This is a genomic window from Streptomyces sp. NPDC054849 (genome assembly GCF_053610945.1).
The window spans coordinates 35,285-58,342 of sequence record NZ_JBSGZI010000008.1 but is presented as its reverse complement, the minus strand read 5'-3'; the positions used below and the strand labels follow the sequence as shown (position 1 = coordinate 58,342).

General features: G+C 70.8%; 14 protein-coding genes and 1 pseudogene. 2 read left to right on the top strand and 13 right to left on the bottom strand.

What is annotated here, in order from left to right:
• Positions 1-96 precede the first annotated feature (96 nt).
• Positions 97-612, bottom strand: coding sequence for a rhodanese-like domain-containing protein (locus ACWGIF_RS05915; protein ID WP_453491590.1), 516 nt, complete (start codon positions 610-612; stop codon positions 97-99).
• 95 nt (positions 613-707) lie between these two features.
• Between ACWGIF_RS05915 and ACWGIF_RS05910 the strand changes: the two genes are divergently transcribed.
• On the top strand, positions 708-1,154 hold the full coding sequence (locus tag ACWGIF_RS05910; protein ID WP_453491587.1) for an Lrp/AsnC family transcriptional regulator: 447 nt from the start codon (positions 708-710) through the stop codon (positions 1,152-1,154).
• Positions 1,155-1,328: 174 nt separating this feature from the next.
• On the opposite strand, the gene ACWGIF_RS05905 is transcribed toward ACWGIF_RS05910, so the two are convergent.
• From ACWGIF_RS05905 to ACWGIF_RS05890, 4 genes are all read right to left on the bottom strand, one after another.
• A complete protein-coding gene (locus ACWGIF_RS05905) occupies positions 1,329-4,340 on the bottom strand; it encodes an AAA family ATPase (protein WP_453491584.1) in 3,012 nt (1,003 codons plus the stop codon).
• Complete coding sequence (locus tag ACWGIF_RS05900) at positions 4,337-5,506, bottom strand: exonuclease SbcCD subunit D (protein ID WP_453491581.1); 1,170 nt, start codon at positions 5,504-5,506, stop codon at positions 4,337-4,339. The genes ACWGIF_RS05905 and ACWGIF_RS05900 overlap by 4 nt, the downstream gene beginning before the upstream one ends.
• 22 nt (positions 5,507-5,528) lie before the next feature.
• The gene (locus ACWGIF_RS05895; RefSeq protein WP_453491579.1) at positions 5,529-5,852 is read right to left on the bottom strand and encodes a tyrosine-type recombinase/integrase; all 324 of its coding nucleotides are present in this window, start codon (positions 5,850-5,852) and stop codon (positions 5,529-5,531) included.
• Positions 5,853-6,174: 322 nt separating this feature from the next.
• The gene (locus ACWGIF_RS05890; protein WP_453491576.1) at positions 6,175-7,083 is read right to left on the bottom strand and encodes a hypothetical protein; all 909 of its coding nucleotides are present in this window, start codon (positions 7,081-7,083) and stop codon (positions 6,175-6,177) included.
• A gap of 148 nt (positions 7,084-7,231) precedes the next feature.
• On the opposite strand from ACWGIF_RS05890, the gene ACWGIF_RS05885 reads away from it, so the two are divergent.
• A complete protein-coding gene (locus ACWGIF_RS05885) occupies positions 7,232-7,390 on the top strand; it encodes a hypothetical protein (RefSeq protein ID WP_453491573.1) in 159 nt (52 codons plus the stop codon).
• A gap of 169 nt (positions 7,391-7,559) precedes the next feature.
• Here ACWGIF_RS05885 and ACWGIF_RS05880 read toward each other — a convergent pair whose 3' ends face one another.
• The 8 genes and pseudogenes from ACWGIF_RS05880 to ACWGIF_RS05845 all read right to left on the bottom strand — a co-directional run bounded on the left by ACWGIF_RS05880 (position 7,560) and on the right by ACWGIF_RS05845 (position 23,057).
• Entirely contained in the window at positions 7,560-8,390 is an 831-nt protein-coding gene (locus ACWGIF_RS05880; RefSeq protein WP_453491570.1) for an SDR family oxidoreductase, read from the bottom strand.
• Positions 8,387-9,106, bottom strand: coding sequence for a thioesterase II family protein (locus tag ACWGIF_RS05875; protein ID WP_453491567.1), 720 nt, complete (start codon positions 9,104-9,106; stop codon positions 8,387-8,389). The genes ACWGIF_RS05880 and ACWGIF_RS05875 overlap by 4 nt, the downstream gene beginning before the upstream one ends.
• A 41-nt stretch (positions 9,107-9,147) precedes the next feature.
• Positions 9,148-10,278, bottom strand: a complete 1,131-nt coding sequence (locus tag ACWGIF_RS05870; RefSeq protein WP_453491564.1) for a cytochrome P450 — start codon at positions 10,276-10,278, stop codon at positions 9,148-9,150.
• Entirely contained in the window at positions 10,268-11,590 is a 1,323-nt protein-coding gene (locus ACWGIF_RS05865) for an MFS transporter (RefSeq protein ID WP_453491561.1), read from the bottom strand. Before ACWGIF_RS05865 ends, ACWGIF_RS05870 begins: the two co-directional genes overlap by 11 nt.
• An 18-nt stretch (positions 11,591-11,608) precedes the next feature.
• The gene (locus tag ACWGIF_RS05860; RefSeq protein WP_453491558.1) at positions 11,609-12,667 is read right to left on the bottom strand and encodes an amino acid--tRNA ligase-related protein; all 1,059 of its coding nucleotides are present in this window, start codon (positions 12,665-12,667) and stop codon (positions 11,609-11,611) included.
• 3 nt (positions 12,668-12,670) lie between these two features.
• Complete coding sequence (locus tag ACWGIF_RS05855; RefSeq protein ID WP_453491555.1) at positions 12,671-14,071, bottom strand: FAD-binding oxidoreductase; 1,401 nt, start codon at positions 14,069-14,071, stop codon at positions 12,671-12,673.
• Positions 14,072-14,076: 5 nt separating this feature from the next.
• A pseudogene (locus ACWGIF_RS05850) lies at positions 14,077-21,585 on the bottom strand (amino acid adenylation domain-containing protein); the annotation flags it as partial.
• Between the two features lie 209 nt (positions 21,586-21,794).
• Positions 21,795-23,057: a condensation domain-containing protein gene (locus ACWGIF_RS05845; protein ID WP_453491553.1), complete on the bottom strand. Its 1,263-nt coding sequence runs from the start codon at positions 23,055-23,057 to the stop codon at positions 21,795-21,797.
• Position 23,058: the final 1 nt, after the last annotated feature.

Below are 23,058 nucleotides of genomic sequence, written 5' to 3'. Positions count from 1 at the left end.
CCGCTCATCTCCCGTGGGGTGAGGGGCCCGCCCGCCGGGGGGTACGCAGCCCGTCCGCGCCGGCCGGGAATCCCCGGTGGGGGCAAGGCGCACCCATCAGCAGCCGCAGTCGTCCGAGTCGGTCGGCGCCGTCAGCGGGTCGGCCTCGGCGCGCTGCCGGCTGCCCTGCCAGGTCTCGACCTCGAAGCCTTCGCGGATCCAGTACTCGATGCCGCCGAGCATCTCCTTGACCTGGAAGCCGAGTTCGGCCAGGGCGAGGGCGGAACGGGCACCGCCGTTGCAGCCGGGGCCCCAGCAGTACGTCACCACGGGGACGTTCTTGTCCAGGAGCCGCTCGGCCTGCTCCGGGACGAGGGCGGTGGGCAGGTGGACGGCGCCGGGCACGTGGGCCTGGTCCCACGACGGGGTGGAGCGGGAGTCGACGAGCTGGAAGCCCAGTTCGGCGCCCTGCTCGCGGTGGGCCTTGAAGGCGCTCGCGACGTCCGACACGTCGGCGTGGAAGGCCAGGGCGGCGGCGAAGTACGCGGCGGCCGCGGCCGGGGAGGCCGGCGGCACCCGAAGCACGGGGTTGGCCGTGACGGGGGCGGTCGAGGTGCTCTGCGTCGTCGTCATGGCGAGAAATCTACGATCTGTTGATCACCCACGGAAGCAGAAATCCCCGGCCTTTCCCTTGTTCGGCCGGGGATTTCCCTGCTAGATGTGGATACATGACCGACTATTCTCCCGACGCTACCGACTGGCGGATCCTTGAAGTCCTCCAGCGGGACGGGCGCGCCAGCTTCACCGAGCTCGCCCGCTCCGTGTCCATGTCCGCGAGCGCCGTCACCGAGCGGGTCCGCCGGCTGGAGGAGGTCGGCATCATCACCGGCTACACGGCGGTGGTGGACCCGGAGAAACTCGGCAAGTCGATCCTCGCGCTGGTGCGGCTGCGCTATCCGCACGGCAACTACAAGCCGTTCCACGATTTCCTGGACACCGCCACCGAGATTCTCGAGGCCCATCACGTCACCGGCGACGACTGTTTCGTGCTCAAGGTGGCGGCCCGCTCGATGGCGCACCTGGAGGAGGTCACGGGCCGGATCGCAGGCCTCGGCCCGGTGACGACGAGCATCGTCTACTCGTCCCCACTGCCCCCCAGGCCGCTCAGCCCCTGAGCTCAACCGGCGCGGGTCGACGTCGGGGCCCAGCCCTTGAGCGTCACCCCTGAGCCGGCCCTGGCGCGCACCCCTGAGCCGGCCCGTGGGCGTCAGCCCTTGAGCCTCACCCCGTGCACGTCAGCCCCTGCACGTCAGCCCCTGCGCTTCAGCCCTTCACGGTCGCCCTGGACCTCAGTCGGTGCGCGCGGCCGTCCGGTGGCGCACCACGGAGCCGCCCCGCTGTTTGACGATCTCCAGTTGGGCCTGGACCCGGGTCCGCAGGTCGGCGACGTGGCTGACGATGCCGACGCTGCGGTCCCGCTCGCGCAGCGAGTCCAGGACGTCGAGCACCTCGTCCAGCGCCTGGTCGTCGAGGCTGCCGAAGCCCTCGTCGATGAAGAGGCTGTCCAGGCGCATGCCGCCCGCCTCGTCGGTGACCACGTCGGCGAGGCCCAGGGCGAGGGCGAGCGAGGCGAAGAAGGTCTCGCCTCCCGACAGGGTGGCGGTGTCGCGCTCGCTCCCGGTCCAGGCGTCGACCACATGCAGTCCGAGCCCGGAGCGCCCGCGTCCGCCCGCGCGCGCATCGGAGTGGACCAAGGTGTAGCGGCCGCCCGACATGCGCAGCAGCCGTACCGTCGCGGCGGCGGCCACCTGTTCGAGGCGGGCGGCCAGGACGTAGGCCTCCAGGCGCATCTTGCGCTCGTTGTCGGCCGAGGTGCCCGCGGTGAGTCCCGCAAGCCGGGCGACCCGGTCGTAGTCCTCCCGCAGCGGGCCGAGCGCGCGCAGTTCCTGCTCCGCCTGCCGGGAGAGCCGGTCCAGCTCCGCGCAGCGCACCCGGGCCGCGTCGGCCGCCGACCCCGCCGTACGAAGCTTCGCCGCGGCGCAGGCCGCGTACGCCTCGGCCGCATCCGGTGCGGCCGGGGGCAGGGCTGCCGCTTCGGCGGTGCCGGTTTCGCGGCGGCGGTCCGCCAGCAGGGTCTCCTCCGTCTGCCAGGCGTCCAACCGGTGTTGGAGGGCGGTGCGTTCGTACTCGGGGAGCACCGCGTCGGCGGCGGCCTCGATGGTGTCGAAGCCGGCTTTGAAGGCGGCGTCGGCGAGCTGGTCGTCGGCCTCCTTCAGCCGGGCGGCGGTGTTCTCGGCCCGGCGCAGGCAGACGGCGGCGGCCGCGACCATCCGGACCCGGTCCTCCAGGGTCCGGGCGCGGGCCGCGACGGTGGGCGCGCCGTCCCGCACCAGGGCGAGCTCGGCCTCCAGCGCGGCCTGTTCCCGGTCCAGGGCCTCGCGGCGGGAGGCGCGCGCGGCGGCGCGGGTCTCGGCTCCCTGCCGGTCGGCGCTGCGCGCGGCGTGCTCGCGCTCGGCCCGGGCGAGTTGCTCCCGGGCGGCGTGCAGTCCGGCGGCCGCGGCGTGGGCGGCGGCGTGCCGGGCACTCAGGTCCGAGGTCAGGGCGAGGAGTTCGCCGGTGGTGGCGTCCCCGGCGGCCGCCGCGGCCTCGGCGCGGGCCTCCCGGGCGGCGGCGAGCCGGCGCTCGACCGCGGCCCTGGCCCGCTCCGCCTGTTCGAAGAGGGCGTGGGCGGCGTCCTCGGCCGCGCGGTCCACGTGGCCGGGGGCCGGGCGGGCCGGATCCGGGTGCTGCGCGGACCCGCACACGGTGCAGGCCTCCCCCGCCACCAGTGCCTCGGCGAGCTCGGCGGCGATGCCGCGCAGCCGGGCCTCCTTGAGCTCCAGCCAGCGCTCCCGGGCGGCCGTCGACTCCTCGCGCAGGGTGAGCAGTTCGGCTGCGGCACGCTCCGCCTCGGCGGCGAGTTCGTCCCGCCGGCGGGCGGCCTTCAGGTGCATCCGGGCGGGTTCCAGCCGGCCCGCGAGCTGCTCGGCCAGGGTCGCGGCCTGCTGGGCGGCGTCCACGCGGTCCTGCAGTGCGGTCCGGGTGGCCTCCCACCGTTCCAGCCACTCGGCGGACTCCTGGTGCTGCTCCTCGGCGGCCCGGGACTCCCTTTCCAGGTCGGCCCGTTCTCGGCCGATCTCGGCGCTGCGCTGCTCGGCCCGGTGGGCGGCGCCCAGCGCGCCAAGGTCCTCGCGCAGCCGCTGCTCGACGGCGGCCAGCTGTTCCGCGCCCGCGTCCTGGAGCGGGGGCGGCAGTTCCGCCCGTGCGGCCGTCTCGGCGTGCGCGGCGGCGAGGTGCGCGGCGGAGGCCGCTCCGCGCAGTTCCAGGGCGGGGGCCACCAGGGCGCCCCGCCGGGCCCGGTCCAGCAGGCCGCGTACCCGCTCGCGCTCGGGCTCCGCCTCGGCGTGCAGGGCGGCCCGGCGAGTGGTCTCCGCGTGCCGGCGCTGCAGCCGGTCCAGCTCCCGCGCGTCCTCGGCGGCCCGGCGGGCGGCGGCGTGTCGGCTCTCGACGGCGGCCAGCGCGTACTCGGCGACGTCCAGCCGCTCACGGGCCGAGCACCGGGCCACGGCCGCCCAGGCCCGGACGGCCTCGGCGAGCCCGGGGTCTCCGGGCTGGTGCGGGGGCAGCGGCCAGGACCGCAGGTCCGCGCTGTCACCGGCGGCCTGGGCGAGCCGCTGCGCGGTGTGGAGCACCTTCTCGTCGCCGGCCCGGACCCTGGCCTCGGCGGCCCGGCGGCGTTCTCCGAGCAGGGCCTCGACGGCGGCGAAGCGGCGGGTGTCGAAGAGCCGGCCGAGCAGTCGGCCGCGGGCGGCCTCGTCGGCCCGCAGGAATTTCGCGAATTCCCCTTGCGGCAGGAGCACGACCTGGCAGAACTGCTCGCGGCTCATGCCGAGCAGCTGCTCGATCTCCTCACCGATCTCCTGGTGGGAGCGGCTGAGCGCCCCCCAGCCCTCGCCGGTGTGCTCGCGCAGCCGGCTCTGCGCCTTGTCCTTGGTCGTCCCGGTACCGCGCTTCTTCGGGCGTTCCTGTTCGGGGCGCCGCGTGATCTCCAGGCGGCGGCCGCCGGCGGTGAGTTCGAGGGTGACCTCGGTCGGGGTGCCGGTGGAGGCGTGGTCGCTGCGCAGGCTGGTGCCGGGGGCCTGGCGGGGGCCGGGGACGGACCCGTAGAGGGCGTAGCAGACGGCGTCGAGTACGGAGGTCTTCCCCGCGCCGGTGGGGCCGTGCAGCAGGAAGATCCCGGCGCCGGACAGCGCGTCGAAGTCGATCTCCTGGGGCTCGGCGAACGGCCCGAAGGCGGTGACCTTGAGCCGGTGCAGCCTCATCGATGGGTCTCCTGACGGCTGTCGTCGGCCCGTACGTCGTCGAAGGCGCCCTGGAGCACAGCCCGTTCGGCCTCGTCCGCCTGGCCGCCGCCGCGCACGTGGGCGACGAAGTCCTCGGCGATCTGCTGGTCGCTGCGGCCTCGCAGGCGCTGGGCGTAGGAGGCGCCCGCCTCCTCCTCGCGGCCCTCCGGATCGAACGCGAGGCTGAGGGTGTGCGGGAAGCGGGCGGCGAGCCGGGCCATGGGGTCGTCGGGGCGGACAGGGTCGGTGAGGGTGGCCTCCACCCAGGCGTCCTGGTGCATGGCGTACGCCGGATCGGCCAGCAGCTCGTCGAGGCGTCCGCGCAGCCGCGCGAGGGCCCTGGGCACAGGAGTGTCGATCCGTTCGGCGCCGGCGATCTCCCCCTCCGCCCCCAGCTCGATCAGCCACATGGTCTTGCGGTGGTCGACCTCGGAGAAGGAGTAGGCGAGCGGGGAACCGGAGTAGCGAACCCGCTCGTTGATGGTCTGGCAGCCGTGGAGGTGGCCGAGCGCGGCGTAGTCCACCCCGTCGAAGACGGAGGCGGGCACGGCCTCGACCCCGCCGACGGTGATGTCGCGCTCGCTGTCGCTGGCCTGCCCGCCGGTGACGAAGGCGTGCGCCAGGACGATGGAGCGGGTGCCGGGCGCGCGGGCGGCCAGGTCAGCCCGGATCCGGTCCATGGCCGCACCGAGGACCGCCTCGTGGCTGACCTTCTCCGTGCGGAACTCGTCCTTGACCAGGGCCGGTTCCAGGTACGGCAGCCCGTAGAGAGCAACCTCGCCGTGTGCGTCGGCCAGCACGACAGGGTCGGCGCAGCCGGCCGGGTCGGTCCGCAGGTGGATCCCGGCCCGGTCGATCAGCCCGGCGCCGACTCCGAGCCGGCGCGCGGAATCGTGGTTGCCGGAGATCATGACGGTGGGCACGCCGAGATCGGCGAGCCGGTGCAGGGCCCTGTCGTACAGGTCGACGGCGGGCAGCGGGGGCACGGCCCGGTCGTAGATGTCACCCGCCACCAGGACGGCGTCGACCTCGCGCTCGCGGACGGTCTCGACGAGGTGGTCGACGAAGGCGGCCTGGGCGCCGAGCAGGTTCACGCGGTGGAAGGCGCGACCGAGGTGCCAGTCGGAGGTGTGCAGAATTCTCAAGATATTGCTCCGACCTGCACTTTTACCGCTCCTCTACCTCCGAACCCAGCACGGAACCAGCACGGGCGCCGCGGTCGGCACCCACCACGCTAGCGCCGGCCAGGACCTGATCCATCACGGACCTCAGTCTGCCACCGGCGTCCGGAGTCAGGTGACCATAGCTGTCAGCGGTGATCTGGATCGTGGCGTGACCCGACCATCGGGAAACCTCCAGCAGCGAAACACCGCCGGCGATGGCGCTGCCGGCAAAAAGGTGGCGCAGTGCGTGAGCCGGGCAGGATTCATCGCCGAAGCCTGTCTTCTTGACCACCTTCCGGAAGTCGATCCGGTGGTTCGAATCCAGCACATCACCACCGTGATGAGCGTGCATGAGACAGCCGTCACGACCGAGTCCGTGCTCATCTCCCATGCCGCCTCACAGCACCCAAGACAGAGGGAGCCACAGGCACGTCACGCCACTCGCCTTTTTCACAAGCCTTCAGCGGCGAAAGCTCGGCCTTGTATACATATATCGCAGTCCCGAAAGGGGATAAGGCGCCCGGCTTCCTCCGCCTTGATTCCCCAGATTCGATATTTGTTCTTCACTGTCACCTGGATCACTTTGAGCCATCCGGCAACCTCTGCAGGCGTGAGGAGTGTGTCGCCCCCTTGGGCAGCCCACTGGGCAATCAGAAAGGGAGCCGACCGACGCGGGCCTTGGCAGCCACTTCCGATGTGACGCCCAGCACCCCTGCGAGGGTGCCCGTGTACGCGTGCACCTGCTCCCGGGCTTGCGCCTCCATCCCCTCGGGGGCCGCGAAGAACCCGGGGGTCGTGCCCTCGGGCTGTTTCTGCGCCCGGACCGTCTCGTACCGCGCCCAGTTGATCCTGTGGACCGTTCGCGCTTCCAGAAGTTCTTCTTCCCGGACCTGCTCGGCACGGAGCCGGGCGGTGAGCTGCTGAGCGGCCACCATCATCACGATCGAGTCGGTCACCGTCAGCGGCATGTCCGGACGGCCGATGCCTCGCTCCAGCAAGGGCACGCCGGCGGTCGGCCACGGCGAGCACACGGCGGTAAGCGCAGCGTGCAGCCTCTCCCAGTCGGGCTTGCGGGTCTTCTCGCCCTCCTCGACCAACAGTCGGGCGGTGCGGCGCTGGTGGTACGTGGCAGACGGATGGGCGAACTGCGCAACGATCCGACGGGCGTTGTCTTGCCGACGGGCCCTGTTCGTCCTGCCGGTGGTCTGCGCGTACGTGCGCAAAGCCCTGCGCGCCTGTGATGCCGGCACGACGGTGTCGTTGGTCAGCCACACGAACAACACCACCGGGATCATGGTGTGGTGAGGGACCCGCTTGAGCGGAGACCTCTTTCGGGCGTCGAGCAGTTCCGAGAACAGGCGGCGCTGGACGGCGGAGAACAGGCTGCTGTCTCTGCCGTGCCGGGTGGACTTCTGAAACTCCGGGGCGGCCAGGAGCCCGACCTCCACCCAGTCCGTGATCATCCGCGCAGAGGCCTGCTCGACTCCGAGGGCTTCCGCGTCGCGCACAAGATCTTCAGCCGTGCCCGGTTCCCACACGCTGACCTGGGTTTCTTCCACGCTGTGGAAGTTACACCGAGATCGGGCTGCTTTCCGAGGCCCTCTAATTCCTCCCCCGGCAGGGTGATCCACGTGATATCGGAAGCCCTTCGCGCAGCGGTCCAGACCGACCTGACGAGCCGCGAGGGCACGTACGTTGGAGGAATCCGTGAGCCGTCGTAAGCAGCATCAATCACGCCCCCGCCCGATCCGCCGCAGTCGACGAACCGGGTCCCCCAGCATGTTCGACAGGGTGCTCGGCGCGTTCGCGACCGGCCTCGTGGCGGTGCTCGTCAAGGAAGTCGCGAACCTTCTTCACCGCAGCTGAGCCGAACTCCCCGGGCCGGCATCCGCCCTCGGCACCGATCTCATCGCAGATCCTGGGAGGGCCGGCCCGCTGGCACCCCGTTCAGGATGGAGACAGGGAACACGGAGAGGGTGCGCTCGCCCGGCTCCTTTCAGAAGAGGCCTGGAAGGAGCCCGGCTCCGCCGTCGGCTCAGTACGCCGTGAAGCCCCCGTCGACCGCCACCACGCTGCCCGTAACTTGGCGGGACTCGTCGGAGGCCAGCCAGAGAGCCGCTGCGGCCACGTCCTCAGGTTCCATCAGGGCGTTCATCGGCTGAGCCCCGACGAAGATCTCCTCGTGCTCGGCGACCGGCACGTGCAGGGAGCGTGCGATCTCCGCCAGCATCCGGCCCTCGACCTGCGTGTCGTCTCGTACCGAGCCGGGGCAGAGGGCATTGACTCGGACCTTGTGGGGGGCGTAGTCGAGCGCCACTGCCTTGGTCAGGCCCACCAGGCCGTGCTTAGCCGCCACGTATCCGGCGAAATGGCGGTAGCCCACCAGTCCCGCCGTCGACGCGATGTTGATGATGCTGCCGGCCTTGCGGTCGACCATGTGGCCACCAACGGCGTGGATCAGCCGCCAAGCGCCGGTGAGGTCCACGTCGAGCATCAACTGCCATTCCTGCTCGGTGATTTCATGGGCAGCCTTGCCGGACGGCGCAGCGATGCCGGCGTTGTTCACGAGGACGTCCAGGCTTCCGAACCTGTGCATCGCCCTTTCCACCGCGCCGTCGACCTCGGCCATGTGCCGCACGTCGGCCTCGGTCACCAGCACCGCCACTCCGAGCTCGCGGCAGAGGTGTGCGGTGTGCTCCAGTTGACTGGCAGACCCGAGCGGGTAAGGGACACCGGGCAGGTCACGGGCCACGTCGAGCAGTACGAGGTCCGCACCTTCACGGGCGAAGGACCGGGCCGTGGCCCGGCCGAGCCCGCGGGCGGCTCCCGTGATCAAGGCGGTCTTGCCGTAGAGCCGACCGGTCATCGCACCGTCACCGAACTGTGCCCCACCGCATCGGCGACGACCTGGAGCACCTGTTCGGCAGCGGCGGTGAGGTACATATGGCCGCCGGCCAGCTCCACCTGGCTGAAGCCTGCGCTGGTCGCCTCTGCCCACTGGGCGCACTCGGCCCCGTCGACCAGCTCGTCCTCGGTGCCGCGCAGCGCCGTGATCGGTGCGCTCAGGGGCGCCTCGTAGGAGGGGCGGTAGTTCTCGTGCATTTCGACGTCGGCGCGCAGTAGTGGGATCAGCAGTTCCAGCATCTCCGGATCCTGCATGGCGAGGTGTTCATAGTTGGCGAATCCCCTTACCCGGGTGAGGAATTCCTCGTCCGTCAGGCCTGTGGCGCGCTTGGCCCGGGGCTTCCACGGTCCTGCCGAGCCGCTGACGAAGAGATGTTCGACGGGCAGGCCGCCGCGGTCACTTATCCGATGGGCCAACTCGTACGCGAGTACTGCGCCCATGCTGTGTCCGAAAACCGCGATCCGTTCCCCGTCGTCCAGCTGCGGCTCAAGCCAGTGCCACGCTTCGTCCATGGCCGCCGCGGCGTCGGTGTGCGTGGGGTCGAGAAAGCGCTCCTCACGGCCGGGCAGCTGCACGGCGACGATCCGCAGGCCGTCAGCGGCCAGGGGCTGCCACTTCCTGAAGAAGGTAGCGCCTGCCCCGGCAAAGGGCAGACAGATCAGTGCGGTCGGTTGCATGGGGTTACCTCTTCGCGTCGTTCAATGGGGAGAGCGCGTGGTCAGGGCTGTTGTTCGCCCATGTCGAGAATCAAGTGGTCGAAGCCGCGGAAGGTGCGGTTCTTGCGCCAGCTGACCTCCTTGACCGAGGCGGTGGGGAAGCGCCGGGCGAACTGGGTGAGCAGGTCGGCAACGGTGGCCCGGGCCAGCGGGGCGCCGACGCAGTAATGCATGCCGAAGCCGAAGGCGACATGGTCGAACCGGTCTGCGGCCGAGTGCTGCGACGGGGCCTTCGGCAGCTGAGGCTCATCGAAGAGGTCCCGACCGGTGAGCGAGATCAGTACGAGGTCGCCTTGGGGGATGGTCTGGCCGCCGAGCTCTGTGTCTTCGGAAGCCAGGCGGGCGACATGCCCGAGCGGCGCGTACGTCTCCAGCGCCTGCTCGACCACCGCCCTCGCCTCATCACCGGTCTGCGATGCGGCGATCTCGGCGGTCAGGCCGTTGCCGAGCATGTGCCAGAGGGCGAAGCCGATCAGCCCCACCGTGGTTTCCAGACCGCCGAACATCACCATCGAGGAGGTGGCCAGCCGGTCCCACTCGCCGCCGCTTGCCAGGCTCCAGATGCTTTCCCCGTCCTCGTCCGGGGCGCTCTTGATGTAGTCGCCCATCTCCCTGAGCGCCGCCTGGGCATTGACCGCGCAGTCACGCCGGTAGGAGGTGCCGAGGAAGTCCGTGAGGTCTTTGGCCCAGCGGTGCAGCGTCAGGTGGTCGCCGCCCGGCAGACCGAGCAGCAGAGCGATGGTCCGGGCGGAGATCGTGTCGGCCAGGTGGGGGACGACGTCGAACTCGTCGGCGTTGGCGAAGGCGTCCAGCTCCTCCGCGACGATGACCTCGATGGTCTCTTCCAGCCGGCGTATCCGGCGGGGGGAGAACATCGGCTGGATGGCCCGGCGCGCGGTGGTGTGATCGTTGCCGTCGAGGAGTACGAACCACCGCCGCATCGTCTCAATGAGGTGGGAGCACTCCTCGTGCATGTCCGCCGGCAGGTAACTGAGGTTGGCCGCCTCCAGGGTCTCGGAGGAGAGCCGTGGGTCCTGCAGGGCCAACTGCGTGGCTTCTCGGCCCCACACCACCCAGCAGCCGAGGTCCTCGTAGTAGCGGACCCGAGCATCGGAGATCTCGTCAGCCGTCACGTTCTGTCCTTGTCTCAGTGGTCAACAATGCCGTCCGTGGCGTGTCGGCGGGATCGTCCGGATCGCGGCCGGCCGGGAGGTCGCGCCGGCCCCGCATGGGTCCGGCGGCGAGGATCAGCCAGCAGGGGGCGAGCAGCCCCGCCATGATCCACATGGCGGCGCGGGGGCTCAGAGCGTCGGCGAGGAAGCCGCCGAGCAGAGAACCGACCGGAATCGTGCTGTGGTTGAGGACCATGGTGGTCGCCACCACACGGCCGAGGAGCCGGGGCGGGCAGTACGTCTGCCGGAAGCTGCCGAGGATGACGTTGCACGAGACGATCCCGACGCCGACCACGAAGGCTCCGGCTGCGAAGAAGAAGAGGCCCGCTCCCTTGGAGGCCAGCGGCATCAACAGCGCCCACGGGCCGGTGAGCAGTTGCAATATCAGCATTCCGCGGGCGGTGCCGAACCGCCGTCCCACCGACTCGGCGAGCATTGCGCCAAGTACCCCGCCGAGGCTGCCCCCGGTCAGCACCAGGCCGACGGTCCCGGAGGTGGCCCCGACGGTGCGGATCAGGAAGACGACCTGGACCGCCTGGTACCCCATCAGGGCCAGGTTGACGACCGCCCCGTAGATCACGATCGGACGCAGGTAGCGGTCCTGGAGCACAAAACGCAGCCCCTCGCCCACCTGGGTACGCAAGCTCTCTCCACCGCCGTCACGCACCGGCGGGGCCTCCTTCGCCCGGATCGAGGTGAGACATACCGTCGAGACCAGGAAGGTGAGCGCGTCGACGAGCAGCCCGGCGACCGCGCCGAAGGCGTGTGTGACCAGACCCGCGACTCCGGGGCCGGCCACGTTGGCCCCCGCCTCGCTCGCCTGGAGTTTGGAGTTGCCCTCCAGCAAGTCCTTCTCGGCCAGGACCGTCGGCAGATAGACGTGATTGGCGGTGTTGAAGAACACTGCGGTCGTGCCCCCGGCCAGCGCGACGACCAGCAGGTGGACGAAGGTCAGGGCGTCGAGCCAGGCCAGGACCGGGACACTCGCGTACATGACCGCCGACACCAGATTGCAGACGATCATCACGGGGCGTCTGCGCATCCGGTCGACCCAGGCGCCCGCCGGCAGGCCGACGATCAGCCAGGGCAGCCATACCGCCGCCGTCAGCACCCCCACGGCCGATGCGCCCGTGTCCAGCACCACCACCGCGATCAGCGGCAGTGCCACGGCCGACACGCCGTTGCCGAGGGTGCGAGCCGTCTCACCGAACCACAGGAGCCGGAAGTCGCGCTGCCGCAAGACCCCGCCTCGGTGGCGTTTTTTCGTATCCATAGCAGGAATCTTGGCTGACTACGGCCGGATCACAGCGGCCGGGAATTTCGGAGTCTCGTTGATGCGGGAAATCAGTGGAATGTCCCGGATGTCGTTGTGTCCGAGCACCCACATCAGGAAGCGCTCGACCCCCATGCCAAAGCCGGCGGTACGCATCGGGAACTCCTCCCGCATTCGCACATACCAGGCGTATTCCTGCTCGTTGACGTCGTGCATCGCGATCGACTTCCGCAAGATCTCCGCATCGGCATGGCGCTCACCACCGCCGACTATCTCACCGAGCCCGAAGTACAGGTCAGCGTTGCGCGCGGTGACGCCGTTCTCGTCTCCGAAGGCCTGGTAAAAGGGCACGGCCAGCGAGTCGAAGTGATGTACCCACACGAACTCGCTCACACGCTCCATCAGCAGCCGCTCACCCTTGCGGGTGAGGGTGCGCCATGAACCCTCGTCACGGACACAGCCGTCCGTGTCCCCCACGATGCGCACCGCTTCCGCGAAGCTCACCTGCTCGAACGGGGAGGTGTGGCCCGCCATCCGCTCCAGATGGGAAATGTCCCCGCGGGCTTTGGCGAGCCGGTCTCCGTGCTGGTCCAGCACCGCGGTCGCCAGGGCCCGGACATAGCCGTCGACGTACGTGAACAGCTCGTCCAGGCCGCCAGGGATCTCGGCCTCACTGTGCGTGTACTGGTTCAGGTGGGTCTCATCGGGGACTTCGCCGCGGTACGAGGGCTGGATGTCGTAGCAACCGCCCGGGGCCAGCCGGATGCCGTACTCCAGCGCGAACTGCATCGAATCGGGCAGGTACGTGTCGACGCCGAGCACCGACACCGGGACCGGCTCGGAGTCGCTGCCGAGCGCGGTCGGACAGGTGACGGTGCGCGTAGTCAGCGGGAACGGCAGGTTGCGCAGGCCCTGGCCATGCGCGTACTCCGCCGTGGCGGCCCGCACCACGTGGAACAGGTCGGCGACCAGCGGGTACCACGGGGACCGGAGCGCCGTGAGGAAGGCGTCCGGGTCGTTGCTGTCATAGACGGACGGGGGGCGGATGATCGACGAGGACGGGACGGTCTGCGTCATGTTTCAGGACTCCTTGGTGCGGGTCTGCTGGTCTTCCGCCAGCGGCGGGATGTTCTGATTGCGGCGCAGGACGTTGCCGGGGTCGTAGATCTTCTTCACCGCGGCGAGCCGCTCGTGACGCTCCGCCCCGTACACCTCGCGCACGCGCCCCTCCTTCTCGTCCTGGAGGTAGTTGACATACGCCCCGCCCGTGCTGAAGGGGAGCAGACGCTCGATGCTGCGGCGAGGCCATGCGGTGTTCTCGGCATCCCGTCCCGGATCGGTCCACTGCGAGGAGACCGTGCAGATGTACGCGGCCTCACGGCTGGGGAACGCCGATTCGGCTTCGGACCCGTCGGAGATCGCGCCGCGCAGGTACTCGAAGTCGACGGAGGACAGCCGCGAAGGCATGTCCCCGGCGATCGCCACGAACTCCGCGGTCTCCGCCGGCGAGAGGGCGTCGAGGTAAGAAGACTTGGTGAAGTACCGGTTCCCGTGCGGTTCGCCGTGGTCGCCGAGCGCCTGCAGCTCGGCGTACGAGAGCACCCTCGCGAGGGAACCGGCCGGCGGGGCCGCGTCGAACAGTGCTGCGCTCCGGGCAGGCCCCTCGGCGGGGTCGCCGAACCAGGCCACGGTCAGAAACAGCGCCCGCTCGCCCCGCAACCCGGCCGGAATCCACTCCTGCTCGCCGGCGAACTTCAGACAGCCGACGGCATGCAGGTCGCGCCCCTGCCGCTCGGCGAATTCCCCGTACGCGGCCAGGGCTGCCGGGGCCTGCTCCAGTGGGTACACGCCGACGTGCTGGTAGACCGGCCCCACGGGTCGCAGCCTGAGGGTGAAACGGGTGACGACACCGAAGTTGCCACCGCCCCCGCGCAGCGCCCACATGAGCTCGGGGTGACTCTCGTCGGAGGCCTCGATCACCGAGCCGTCGGCCAGCACCACCTCGGCGGCGAGGATGTGGTCACAGGTCAGCCCCCACTTGCGCGCCAGCCATCCATAGCCGCCACCCAGCGCGAGGCCGCCGAGACCGGTGTGCGAGACCACGCCCGCCGGGCAGGCGAGCCCGTGCGCGGTGGTGGCCGCGTCCACGTCGCGCAGCAGCGCGCCGCCGCCGGCGTGCGCCACCTGAGCCTCGGGGTCGACGGTCACCTCGGACATCGGCGAGAGGTCGATCAGCAGGGCGCCGTCCGCTACCGCGGTCCCGGCCACGTTGTGACCGCCGCCGCGCACCGTCACGTCCAGGCCCTCGGCCGCCGCGTACTTCAGCGCGAGGCCGACCTCGGCCGCGTCGCGGCACCGCGCGATCAGCGCCGGGCGGCGGTCGTGCATGGCGTTCCAGATACTGCGGGCCTGGTCATAGCCGGGGTCCCCGGGGTTCAGCCAATGCCCGGGCAGGGCAGTGGGGAAACGGTCCGTGTCCATGGGTGTCACTTGGCTCCTTGCGTGTCCTGCCAGGTGCCCGGGGTGTCGGGAGCGCCGGGCGTGAGCATTGCGGTCAGGGTCTGGGCGATGAGGGCGCGCGGGTGCTCTGCCATGGCCTCTTCGTGGGTGCAGGCGAGCGGGTGCTCCGTGAGCGAGCCGACATACGGCAGCCAAGCAGCGGGTACCGGTCCGTCGGCGTCACGGCCCTGGGTGGCGGTGAAGAACACCGCTCGGCCGTCGAACCGCTCCGGACGCCACGCCGCTGCCAGCCGACTGCTGTTGACCCCGACATCGACCATCCTGTCGAACTCGGCGGGATCCAAAGGCAGCCGACGCGCGGCGTCGGCGCGCAGGCTGGTCAGCCAGGCCGGGAAGTCGTCGGCGTGCGCGGCTCCGTCCAGCGGTTCGGCGGCCAGCGTGGCCAGCAGGGCAAACTCGTCCCACTGGGCCTCGCTCGCGAAGTCCGGATACGGCCAGGTCTCACCCGGGTACGAGTCGACCAGCGCGAGGAGTTCGACCTCCTCACCAGCCGACTGGAAGCGGGCCGCCAGGGCCTGGGCGATATTGCCGCCCAGCGACCAGCCGAGTAGGCGGTAGGGCCCCTCGGCCTGCACCGACCGGATCTCCTGAGCGATCCGGTCGCACATGGCGTCGAAGTCGGCCGGGACTGCCGAACCCGCGACCAACCCGGGGGCCTGGATGCCATACACCGGCAGCGACTCGGGCATGAGTCTGGCCAGTCCCAGGTAGCTCCAGGCCAGGCCGGTGGCTGGGTGCACGCAGAACAGCGGCTGTGCGTCGGTGCCCGTTTTCAGCGGCAGCAGCACGTCGAAGTCCGAGACTCCTGTGGCGCCGCCGGCATCCAAAATCCGGGCTGGGGTCGGATTCCGGAACAGGTCGCTCACGGCGAAGTGCAGGCCGAGCTCCGCGCGGACCCGGGCGACCAACCGCATGGCGAGCATGGAGTGCCCCCCGAGGGTGAAGAAGTCGTCGTCCACGCCGACTTCAGGCTGCCCCAGTACCTCTGCGAACAGGGTGCACAACTGGCTTTCGCGCGGTGTGCGCGGCGCCCCGTCCACCGGACCCACCGGCGCCGCGGGAGCAGGCAGGGCCTTGCGGTCCAGCTTGCCGTTGACGGTCAGCGGCAGCTCGTCCAGCACGACGAAGAAGGACGGAATCATATACTCCGGCAGCGCCGCCGCCACCCATCGGCGCAGTGCGTCGACCTCGACGGCCACCGAGGTGTCGGCGGGCACCACGTACGCGACCAGCCGCTTGTCCCCGGGCCGGTCCTCCCGTACGAGCACGGCGGCCTGAGCCACCGACTCGTTCGCCTCCACCCTCGACTGCACCTCACCCGGTTCCACACGGAAACCGCGGATCTTGGTCTGGTGGTCGGCCCGGCCGATGAACTCCAGCTCGCCCGAGGCGTTCCAACGGGCCAGGTCACCGGTTCGGTACATGCGCTTGCCCGGTGCCCCGTACGGATCGGCCACGAATCGTTCCGCCGTGAGTGCGGGCCGCTGCGCGTAGCCGCGGGCCAAGCCCGCGCCAGCGACGTACAACTCGCCCGTGACGCCGACCGGCACCAGCCGGAGCCGGGCGTCCAGGACGTATGCCTGTGTGTTGTGCAGCAGCTTGCCGATGGGGGCCCGGCTGCCGTGCGGCAGGGCCTCCTGGCCGATCACCGAGATGGAGACATCGTCGGAACACTCGGCGGGCCCGTACACATTGGCCAGCGGAATATCGGGGAACCGCTTGTACCAACGGGTGACCAGGTCCGGCGGCAGCTCCTCGCCGTGCACCAGCATCCAGCGCAGTCCGGCGCACAGCTCTGCAGTCCGGTCGTCGCCGTCCCACAGGTCCAGGACGGCCCGCAGCACGGCCGGCACGATCTGGATCACGGTCACGCCGTGTGCCGCGATCGATTCCAGCATGGCGTCCGGGTCGCGCGTGGTGTCGTCGTCCATGACGTGCACCCGGCCGCCGGCGAGGAACAGGGTCAGCGTCTGCCAGATCGAGACGTCGAAGGTCAGCGGTGCGTTGAAGGCGATCGTGTCGTTCTCGTCCAGCCCGTAGAGGTCGATGACCGCGCGCAGGTGGTTGGACAGGCCCCGATGCGGGACCAGCACGCCCTTGGGGCGCCCGGTAGACCCCGAGGTGAAGACGGAGTACGCGATGGCCTCGGGCGACACCGCCGCCGTCGCCTGTACCTTCACCGGGTCCACGGCCACCGCCGGCGACACCAGGGTCACGGGATGTCCGGCGCAGGCCGCCGCGATGTCCTCCGCCCGCCCGCGCAGTTCGGGCGCTGCGAGAAGGAAGCGCACATCGGCGTCCCGCAGCATCTGTGCGGCCCGGTCGACCGGGGTTCCCGGATCCAGCGGCATGTAGCCGCTGCCGGTTCCCAGCGTCCCGATCACCGAGGTCACGAACCACAGGCTTCGCTCCGACAGCACCGCGGTGAGCATGTCCGCTCCCGCACCGGCGGCCGACAGGGCCGCCGTCACGGCATCGGCGGCATGGGCCAGCTCGGCGTAGCCGAGCTGGCCATGCGCGTCGGATACTGCGGGCGCGTCGGGCCTCTCAACGGCCAACCGGCGGATGTGGCCGACCAGGTCGACCGGAATCTCCGCGAGCGACGGCCCGTTCCAGTCCACCAGCAGCCGGTGCCGCTCGTCCTGCGACAACAGGTCCAGCTCGCCGATCGGGCGGTCCGGGTCGACTACGACGGTCTCCAGCAGGCGCACCAGTCGCTCGCCCAGGGCCTCCACCGTGCCCCGGTCGAACAGGTCCGTCGCGTACTCCAGAGCCGCTCGCAGCCCGGCCGGGGCCCCAGCCGCGTCACGCCGGTCCTCGAAGTCCACCGACAGGTCGAACTTCGCGGTATCGGTGCCCAACGGCCGCATCCGCACCTCAACGCCCGGCAGCCGCAGCTCCTCCTCGAGGAAGCCGTCATCCAGCGCCACCAGCACCTGGAACAGGGGGTGCCTGGCTAGCGAGCGCTCCGGGTTGAGCTCCTCGACCAGCCGGTCGAAGGGCACGTCCTGGTGGGAGTAGGCGGCAAGGTCAGCCGTCCTGACGCGGCGCAGCAACTCCGCAAAGCCAGGGTTGCCCGAGGTGTCGGTGCGCAGTACCAGGGTGTTGACGAAGAAGCCCACGACATCGTCCAGGCTCTCCTCGGCGCGCCCCGCCACGACCGTGCCGAGCGGGATGTCCTCACCCGCACCCGACCGGGTCAAGACCGTCGCCACCGCTGCCTGGAGCACCATGAACAGCGTCGACCCGGTGTTCCGCGCCAGCTCGAGCACCCTCTGGTGCAGATCGATGCCGAGGGTGAACTCGACGGTCGCGCCGGCGTGCCCGGCCACGGCCGGACGGGGGCGGTCGACGGGCAGCTCGATCTGCTGCGGGATCCCGTCGAGTGCCGCACGCCAGTGTGCGAGCTGATCGTTCAAGGCCTCGGTTCCGGGCTCCTCCTGAGCCCGGCGCTGCCACAGTGCGTAGTCGGCGTACTGGACCGGCAGCGGCGTGAACCCGGGTGCGGCGCCAGCGAGCCGGGCCTCGTAAGCCTGCGCCAGATCGCGCAGCAGTGGACGCATGGACAGGCCGTCACCCGCGATGTGGTGCAACAGGACCAGCAGCACGTACTCGCCGTCGGCCGTCTCCGGGGCTTCAGCGGCCCCGGCGTCCGTGACCTCGAACAGCCAGCTCCGCAGCGGAATCTCGGCCGTGACGTCGAAGCTGTACTGGGCGGCCCGGGCGATCTCCTCGTTCAGCGTCGCGGCCGTGACCGGCAGCACCGTCAGCGAGGCCGCGGCCTCATCGGCGGGCAGGATCAGCTGGAACGGCTCTCCCGCGGGCGCGGGGAACATCGTGCGCAGCGCCTCGTGCCGGGCGAGTACGTCGTCCATCGCGGCCCGCAGCGCCCCTGTGTCCAGCCGCCCGCGCAGGGACAGCGCCAGCGGGATGTTGTACGTCGGGCTCGGGCCGTCGACCTGGCCGAGGAACCAGAGACGCTGCTGCGCGAACGACAGCGGGATCCGCTCCGGCCGGGTCACGGCCGCCAGCGGTGCTGCCGCCGGAAGGACGTCACCACCCTCCCCGAGCGCGACGGCCAGTGCCGAGACGTTCGGGGCGTGGAACAGGGCGCCGATGCCGACGTTCACGCCAAGCGCCGCCCGGATCCGGGCCACCAGCCGCATGGCGAGCATGGAGTGGCCGCCGAGGGCGAAGAAGTCGTCGTCGACACCGACCCGGGGCAGCCCCAGCACTTCGGCGAACAGCGTGCAGAGAATCTCCTCACGCGCGGTGCGCGGGCTGCCGGAAGAGGCGGCGGCCGCTTGGGGGGCGGGAAGGGCCTTGTGGTCCAGCTTCCCGTTGACCGTGAGCGGCAGGCCGTCCACCGGGATCAGGAAGGACGGAACCATGTAGTCCGGCAGGCTCCGCCTGGCCAGCTCCGTCAGTGCCTCCGTATCCACTCCCCGCGCGGGGTCGGCGGGCACCACGTAAGCGACAAGCCGCTTGTCCCCGGGCCGGTCCTCCCGCACGAGCACGGCGGCCTGAGCCACCGACTCGTCCGCGGCCAGCACGGCCCGGGTCTCGCCGGGCTCGATGCGGAAGCCGCGGATCTTGACCTGCTCATCGGCACGGCCGAGGAACTCGAGCTCGCCCGCGGTGTTCCAGCGGGCCAGGTCACCTGTGCGGTACATGCGCTCGCCGGGTGCCCCGTAGGGATCGGCGACGAACCGCTCCGCAGTCGCCACGGGCCGGCCCAGATAGCCACGGGCCAGTCCGTCGCCCGCCACGTACAGTTCCCCGGTGACGCCTCGCGGCACCATCCGCAATCTGGAATCGAGCACGAGAGCGCGCATTCCGTCCAGTGCCCCGCCGATGGGCAGCGGATCAGGAACGGGGGCGTCGCCGCGCACGCTGAACCGGGTGGCGAACGTCGTGATCTCGGTCGGCCCGTAGCCGTTGACCACCTGGACATGGGGGAAGGCCTCTTGCAGGCGGCGAACCGCGGCAGCCGACACGGTTTCACCGCCCGCCCACACTTCGCGCATCGAGCCGAGCGCGGCCGGCGCTTCCCCCACCATGAGGTGGAACAGCGAAGAGGTCAGCCAGGCCGCTTCCACCCGGTGGTCGACGATCGTCTCGGCGAGCGCCGCGACGTCGAGGTCCCCGGCCGGGGCGAGAACACAGCAGCCTCCGTTGAGCAGGGGCACCCACAGCTCGTAGGTCGAGGCGTCGAAGGCGTGGGAGGAGTGCACCAGCACGCGCCGATGCGCCTCCGATGCGAACCCGCTGTCCTGCACCAGGGCGGCGATCCCGGCGTGCGTGGCTCCTACCCCCTTGGGAGTGCCGGAGGAACCCGAGGTGAACATGACGTAGGCGAGCTGGTCGGGCAGCGAGGGCACGACAGGCGCGTCGGCCGCGGGGACCGGCCCGGTGGCTGCTTGGAACAGGACCGTACGCGCCGTGTGCGGGAAGCCCACCGACCCGCCGTCCCGGTCGGTCAGGAGAATGCCCGCCCCGGTGGTGGCGATGATGGTGGCGAGCCGGGACTGCGGATGCCGCTGGTCGAGCGGTACGTAGAAGCCGCCGGCCTTGAGCACCGCGAGCAGGGCCACGACGAGTTCGACAGAGCGGTCCATCAGGACGGCGACCGGGGTCTCCGCCACCACACCCAGGTCGACCAGACGGGTGGCCAGCGCGTTCGCACGCGCGTCGAGTTCCCTGTACGAGACTTCGCGGTCCCCGGTGATCAGGGCCGGTGCATCGGGTGTCGCCGCGGCCGCGCGGGCGAACAGTTCCGGCACGGTCAGGCCGGCCCTCTTGGTCGGAGCGCCGAACGCCTTCGCCGGCGGCTCGGCGGCCGGTAGCTGCAGCTCGGACACCCGGAGCCCGGGACCGTCCGCTGCCTGCTCCAGCACGCGAAGCAGGGCGTCGACCAGCCGCTGGACGGTGTCCCGGTCGAACAGGTCGGTGGCGTACTCCGCGAACCCGACGAGCCCCTGGGTCTCGCCGTCCGGCGCCTCCAGCTCGCGAATGTTGAGTCCGAGCTCGAACTTGGCCACGGACGTGGGGACTTCACGGATGCGGGCGCCTTGCAGGGCCGGCAGGTCTCCGGTCCCGACGGCGCTGCCGTTGAAGGCGAAGGACACCTGGAACAGAGGGCTCCACGCAAGCGAGCGCTCGGGGTTGAGCTCCTCCACCAGCCGGTCGAACAGCACGTCCTGGTGCGCGTAAGCGGCCAGGTCGGTGGCCCGGACCCGTTCCAGCAGCTCGCCGAAGGTGGGGTCGTCGGAGGTGTCCGTGCGCAGTACCAGGGTGTTCACGAAGAACCCCACCGTGTCATCGAGGCTCTCCTCGGCACGGCCCGCCACCGGCGTACCGATCGGGATGTCCTCGCCCGCTCCGTACCGGGTCAGAACGATAGCCAGGGCGGCTTGCAGCACCATGAAGAGGGTGGTCCCGGTGGCCCGGGCGAGCGCGACCAGCTGGGCGTGCAGCCCAGCGTCGATGGTGAAGTCGACGCCCGCGCCGCGGAAGGAGCGAGGGGCGGAGCTCGGCCGGTCGAATGGAAGCGGCAGCTGCTCGGGCACCCCGGCCAGGGCCTCGCGCCAGAAGTCCAGCTGGGCGCTCAGCGCGCCGTCCTCGCCGGCATCGGCTTCGGCCGTCTCACGCTGCCACACGCTGTACTGCGCGTAGCGGACGGGCAGCGGCGTGAACTCCGGGGCGGCTCCGCCCAGCCGGGCCTCGTAGGCCTGGGCCAGGTCGCGCAGCAGCGGGCGTACCGACCAGCCGTCGGCGGCGATGTGGTGGATCAAGAGCAGCAGCACATGTTCCGGCGTCGCCTCTTCACCCTCGTCCTCGATGGTGAACAGCCAGGTTCGCAGCGGCACGTCGGCGGCGATGTCGAAGAAGACCGACCCGGCTGCCCCGGACAGGGCCTCGTCCATCCCCTCGCTTCCTACCGTTGCCGCGGTGAGCGTGGGCCGGGCCTTGTCCGCTTCCAGCACCTGCTGGTACGGCAGGCCGTCGACCTCCGGATACAGCGTGCGCAGTGGCTCGTGCCTCTCGACCACGTCGGCCAGCGCCGCCTCCAGCGCAACCGGGTCCACGGCGCCGCGCAGGGTGATACCGAGCGGCATGTTGTAGCGCGGGTTGGGCCCTTCGAGCTGTGCGAGGAACCACAGGCGTTGCTGGGTCAGGGAGAGCGGGATCCGATCAGGAACCACCACGTCCGCGATGGCGGTGCGGGCCGGGCCGGCGGCCGGGGCACCGGCCTGAGCCAGTATCTGCGCCAGACCGGCGACGGTGGGAGCCTCGAACAGTTTGCGGATGTGGATGCGGGAGCCGAGGACCGCCCGGATGCGGCTGATCAGCCGCATCGCCATCAGAGAATCGCCGTCCAGCTCGAAGAAGTTGTCGTCGACTGCGACCCTCGGGACGCCCAGGACCTCGGCGAACAGGCCGCACAGGATCTCTTCGTGAGGTGTGCGCGGCGCAGCACCCGTGGAGGGTGAGGAAGACACTGGAATCCCCTTCGTAGCGGATGGAGCGAATGGGTTGAGTGGGTCTGGTGGAGCGGGAGCATCGGTCGTCCGGGACGACACGGCCGTGCCGCCTTGCCTGGCCGCGTCCGGGCGCGAACGCGGTCCGTCCGGGACGACACGGCCGTGCCGCCTTGCCTGGCCGCGTCCGGGCGCGAACGCGGTCAGCCGGCGTCGGTTCCCAGGAGATGCCGCAGCGTCCGGTGGAAGCCCTCGCGCAGCTGCTCCGCGTCCGCTTCCGTGAAGGCGTCGGCCGAGACCCGCAAGGTGGCATGGATATTGCCGACGGCTCCCCAGCCGAACTCCCACAACGCCGGGAAGTTCGCCCAGCGCGGCGGGACGGGCAGCGTTGACGTACGCAGGGCCGGCAGCCGCAGCCGGGGCACCTCCGTGTCGATGTTGACCAAGTGGACGAAGAGCGGAGCCCCGCCCGTGAGGCGTTGGCTGCCGACGGAACGCAGGATCCGCGAGTACGGCAGGTCCTTGTGCGTGAGGGTCTCCTCGATCGCGTCGGCGTGCCGGACGATGAGTTGCCGGGGGGACGGCTCGCCGGACCACACCGTGCGCACCGGCAGGGTGTTGATCAGGGGGCCCATCATGGCCTGGAGTTCCTCGGTGTCGCGCAAGGCCGCGGGGAGTCCCACGATCGACTCGTGTGCGCGGTCCGCGCCGGCCACCGTGCAGCTGACCGCGGTGAACAGCACCACGGCGGGAGAGACTCGGGCCGCCCGGGCGAGTTCTCGCACCTTCTGGGTGTCGGCCGCGCCCAGACCGAGCGGCAGCGGAAGGAAGGCTCCCCGCTCCGCTTCCCCGGGTGGCGAGGTGCGAGGGAAGATCGTGGGCCGTACACCGCTCAGCCGTTCCCGCCACCAGGAGTCGTCCACCTCCCGTTCCAGCTCACCTGCGGCGTAGGCGAAGTAGTCGGACGCCGGGCCGGTCGGCTCCGGTTCACGTCCGGCGGCGAGTGCCACGTAGGCGAGGCCCATCTCGCGCACCATCAGCGCGAGCGACCAGCTGTCGCCCGCCACATGGTGCACGGCCATCCCGAACCAGTGGTCGTCAGCGGAGGACGAGACGACCCCGGCCCGCACCGGGGGCTCGATGTCCAGCTCGAATGGGATCTCCCAGAGTTCGGCCAGAGCCGCCAGGGCGTCCGGCTCGCCTTGGCGGCCGGGGGGCGGCGTCAGCACGCGCAGCGGTGGCAGGGGCGCCGTCGCCGCGAGCGGTACGGCCATGCCGTCCTCGTACGTCGCACACAGCACGGGATGCCTGCGCACGACGTGGTGCAGAGCACCCTCCAGCCGCCCGGCGTCGAGCGCGCCGCGGATACGGAAACACAGAGGCATGGCGTACATGGGCCGGTCGCCGAGCGCCTCGTGGACCAGCATGGACTGCTGCATGTCGGAGAGGGGGACGAAACTCTCCACG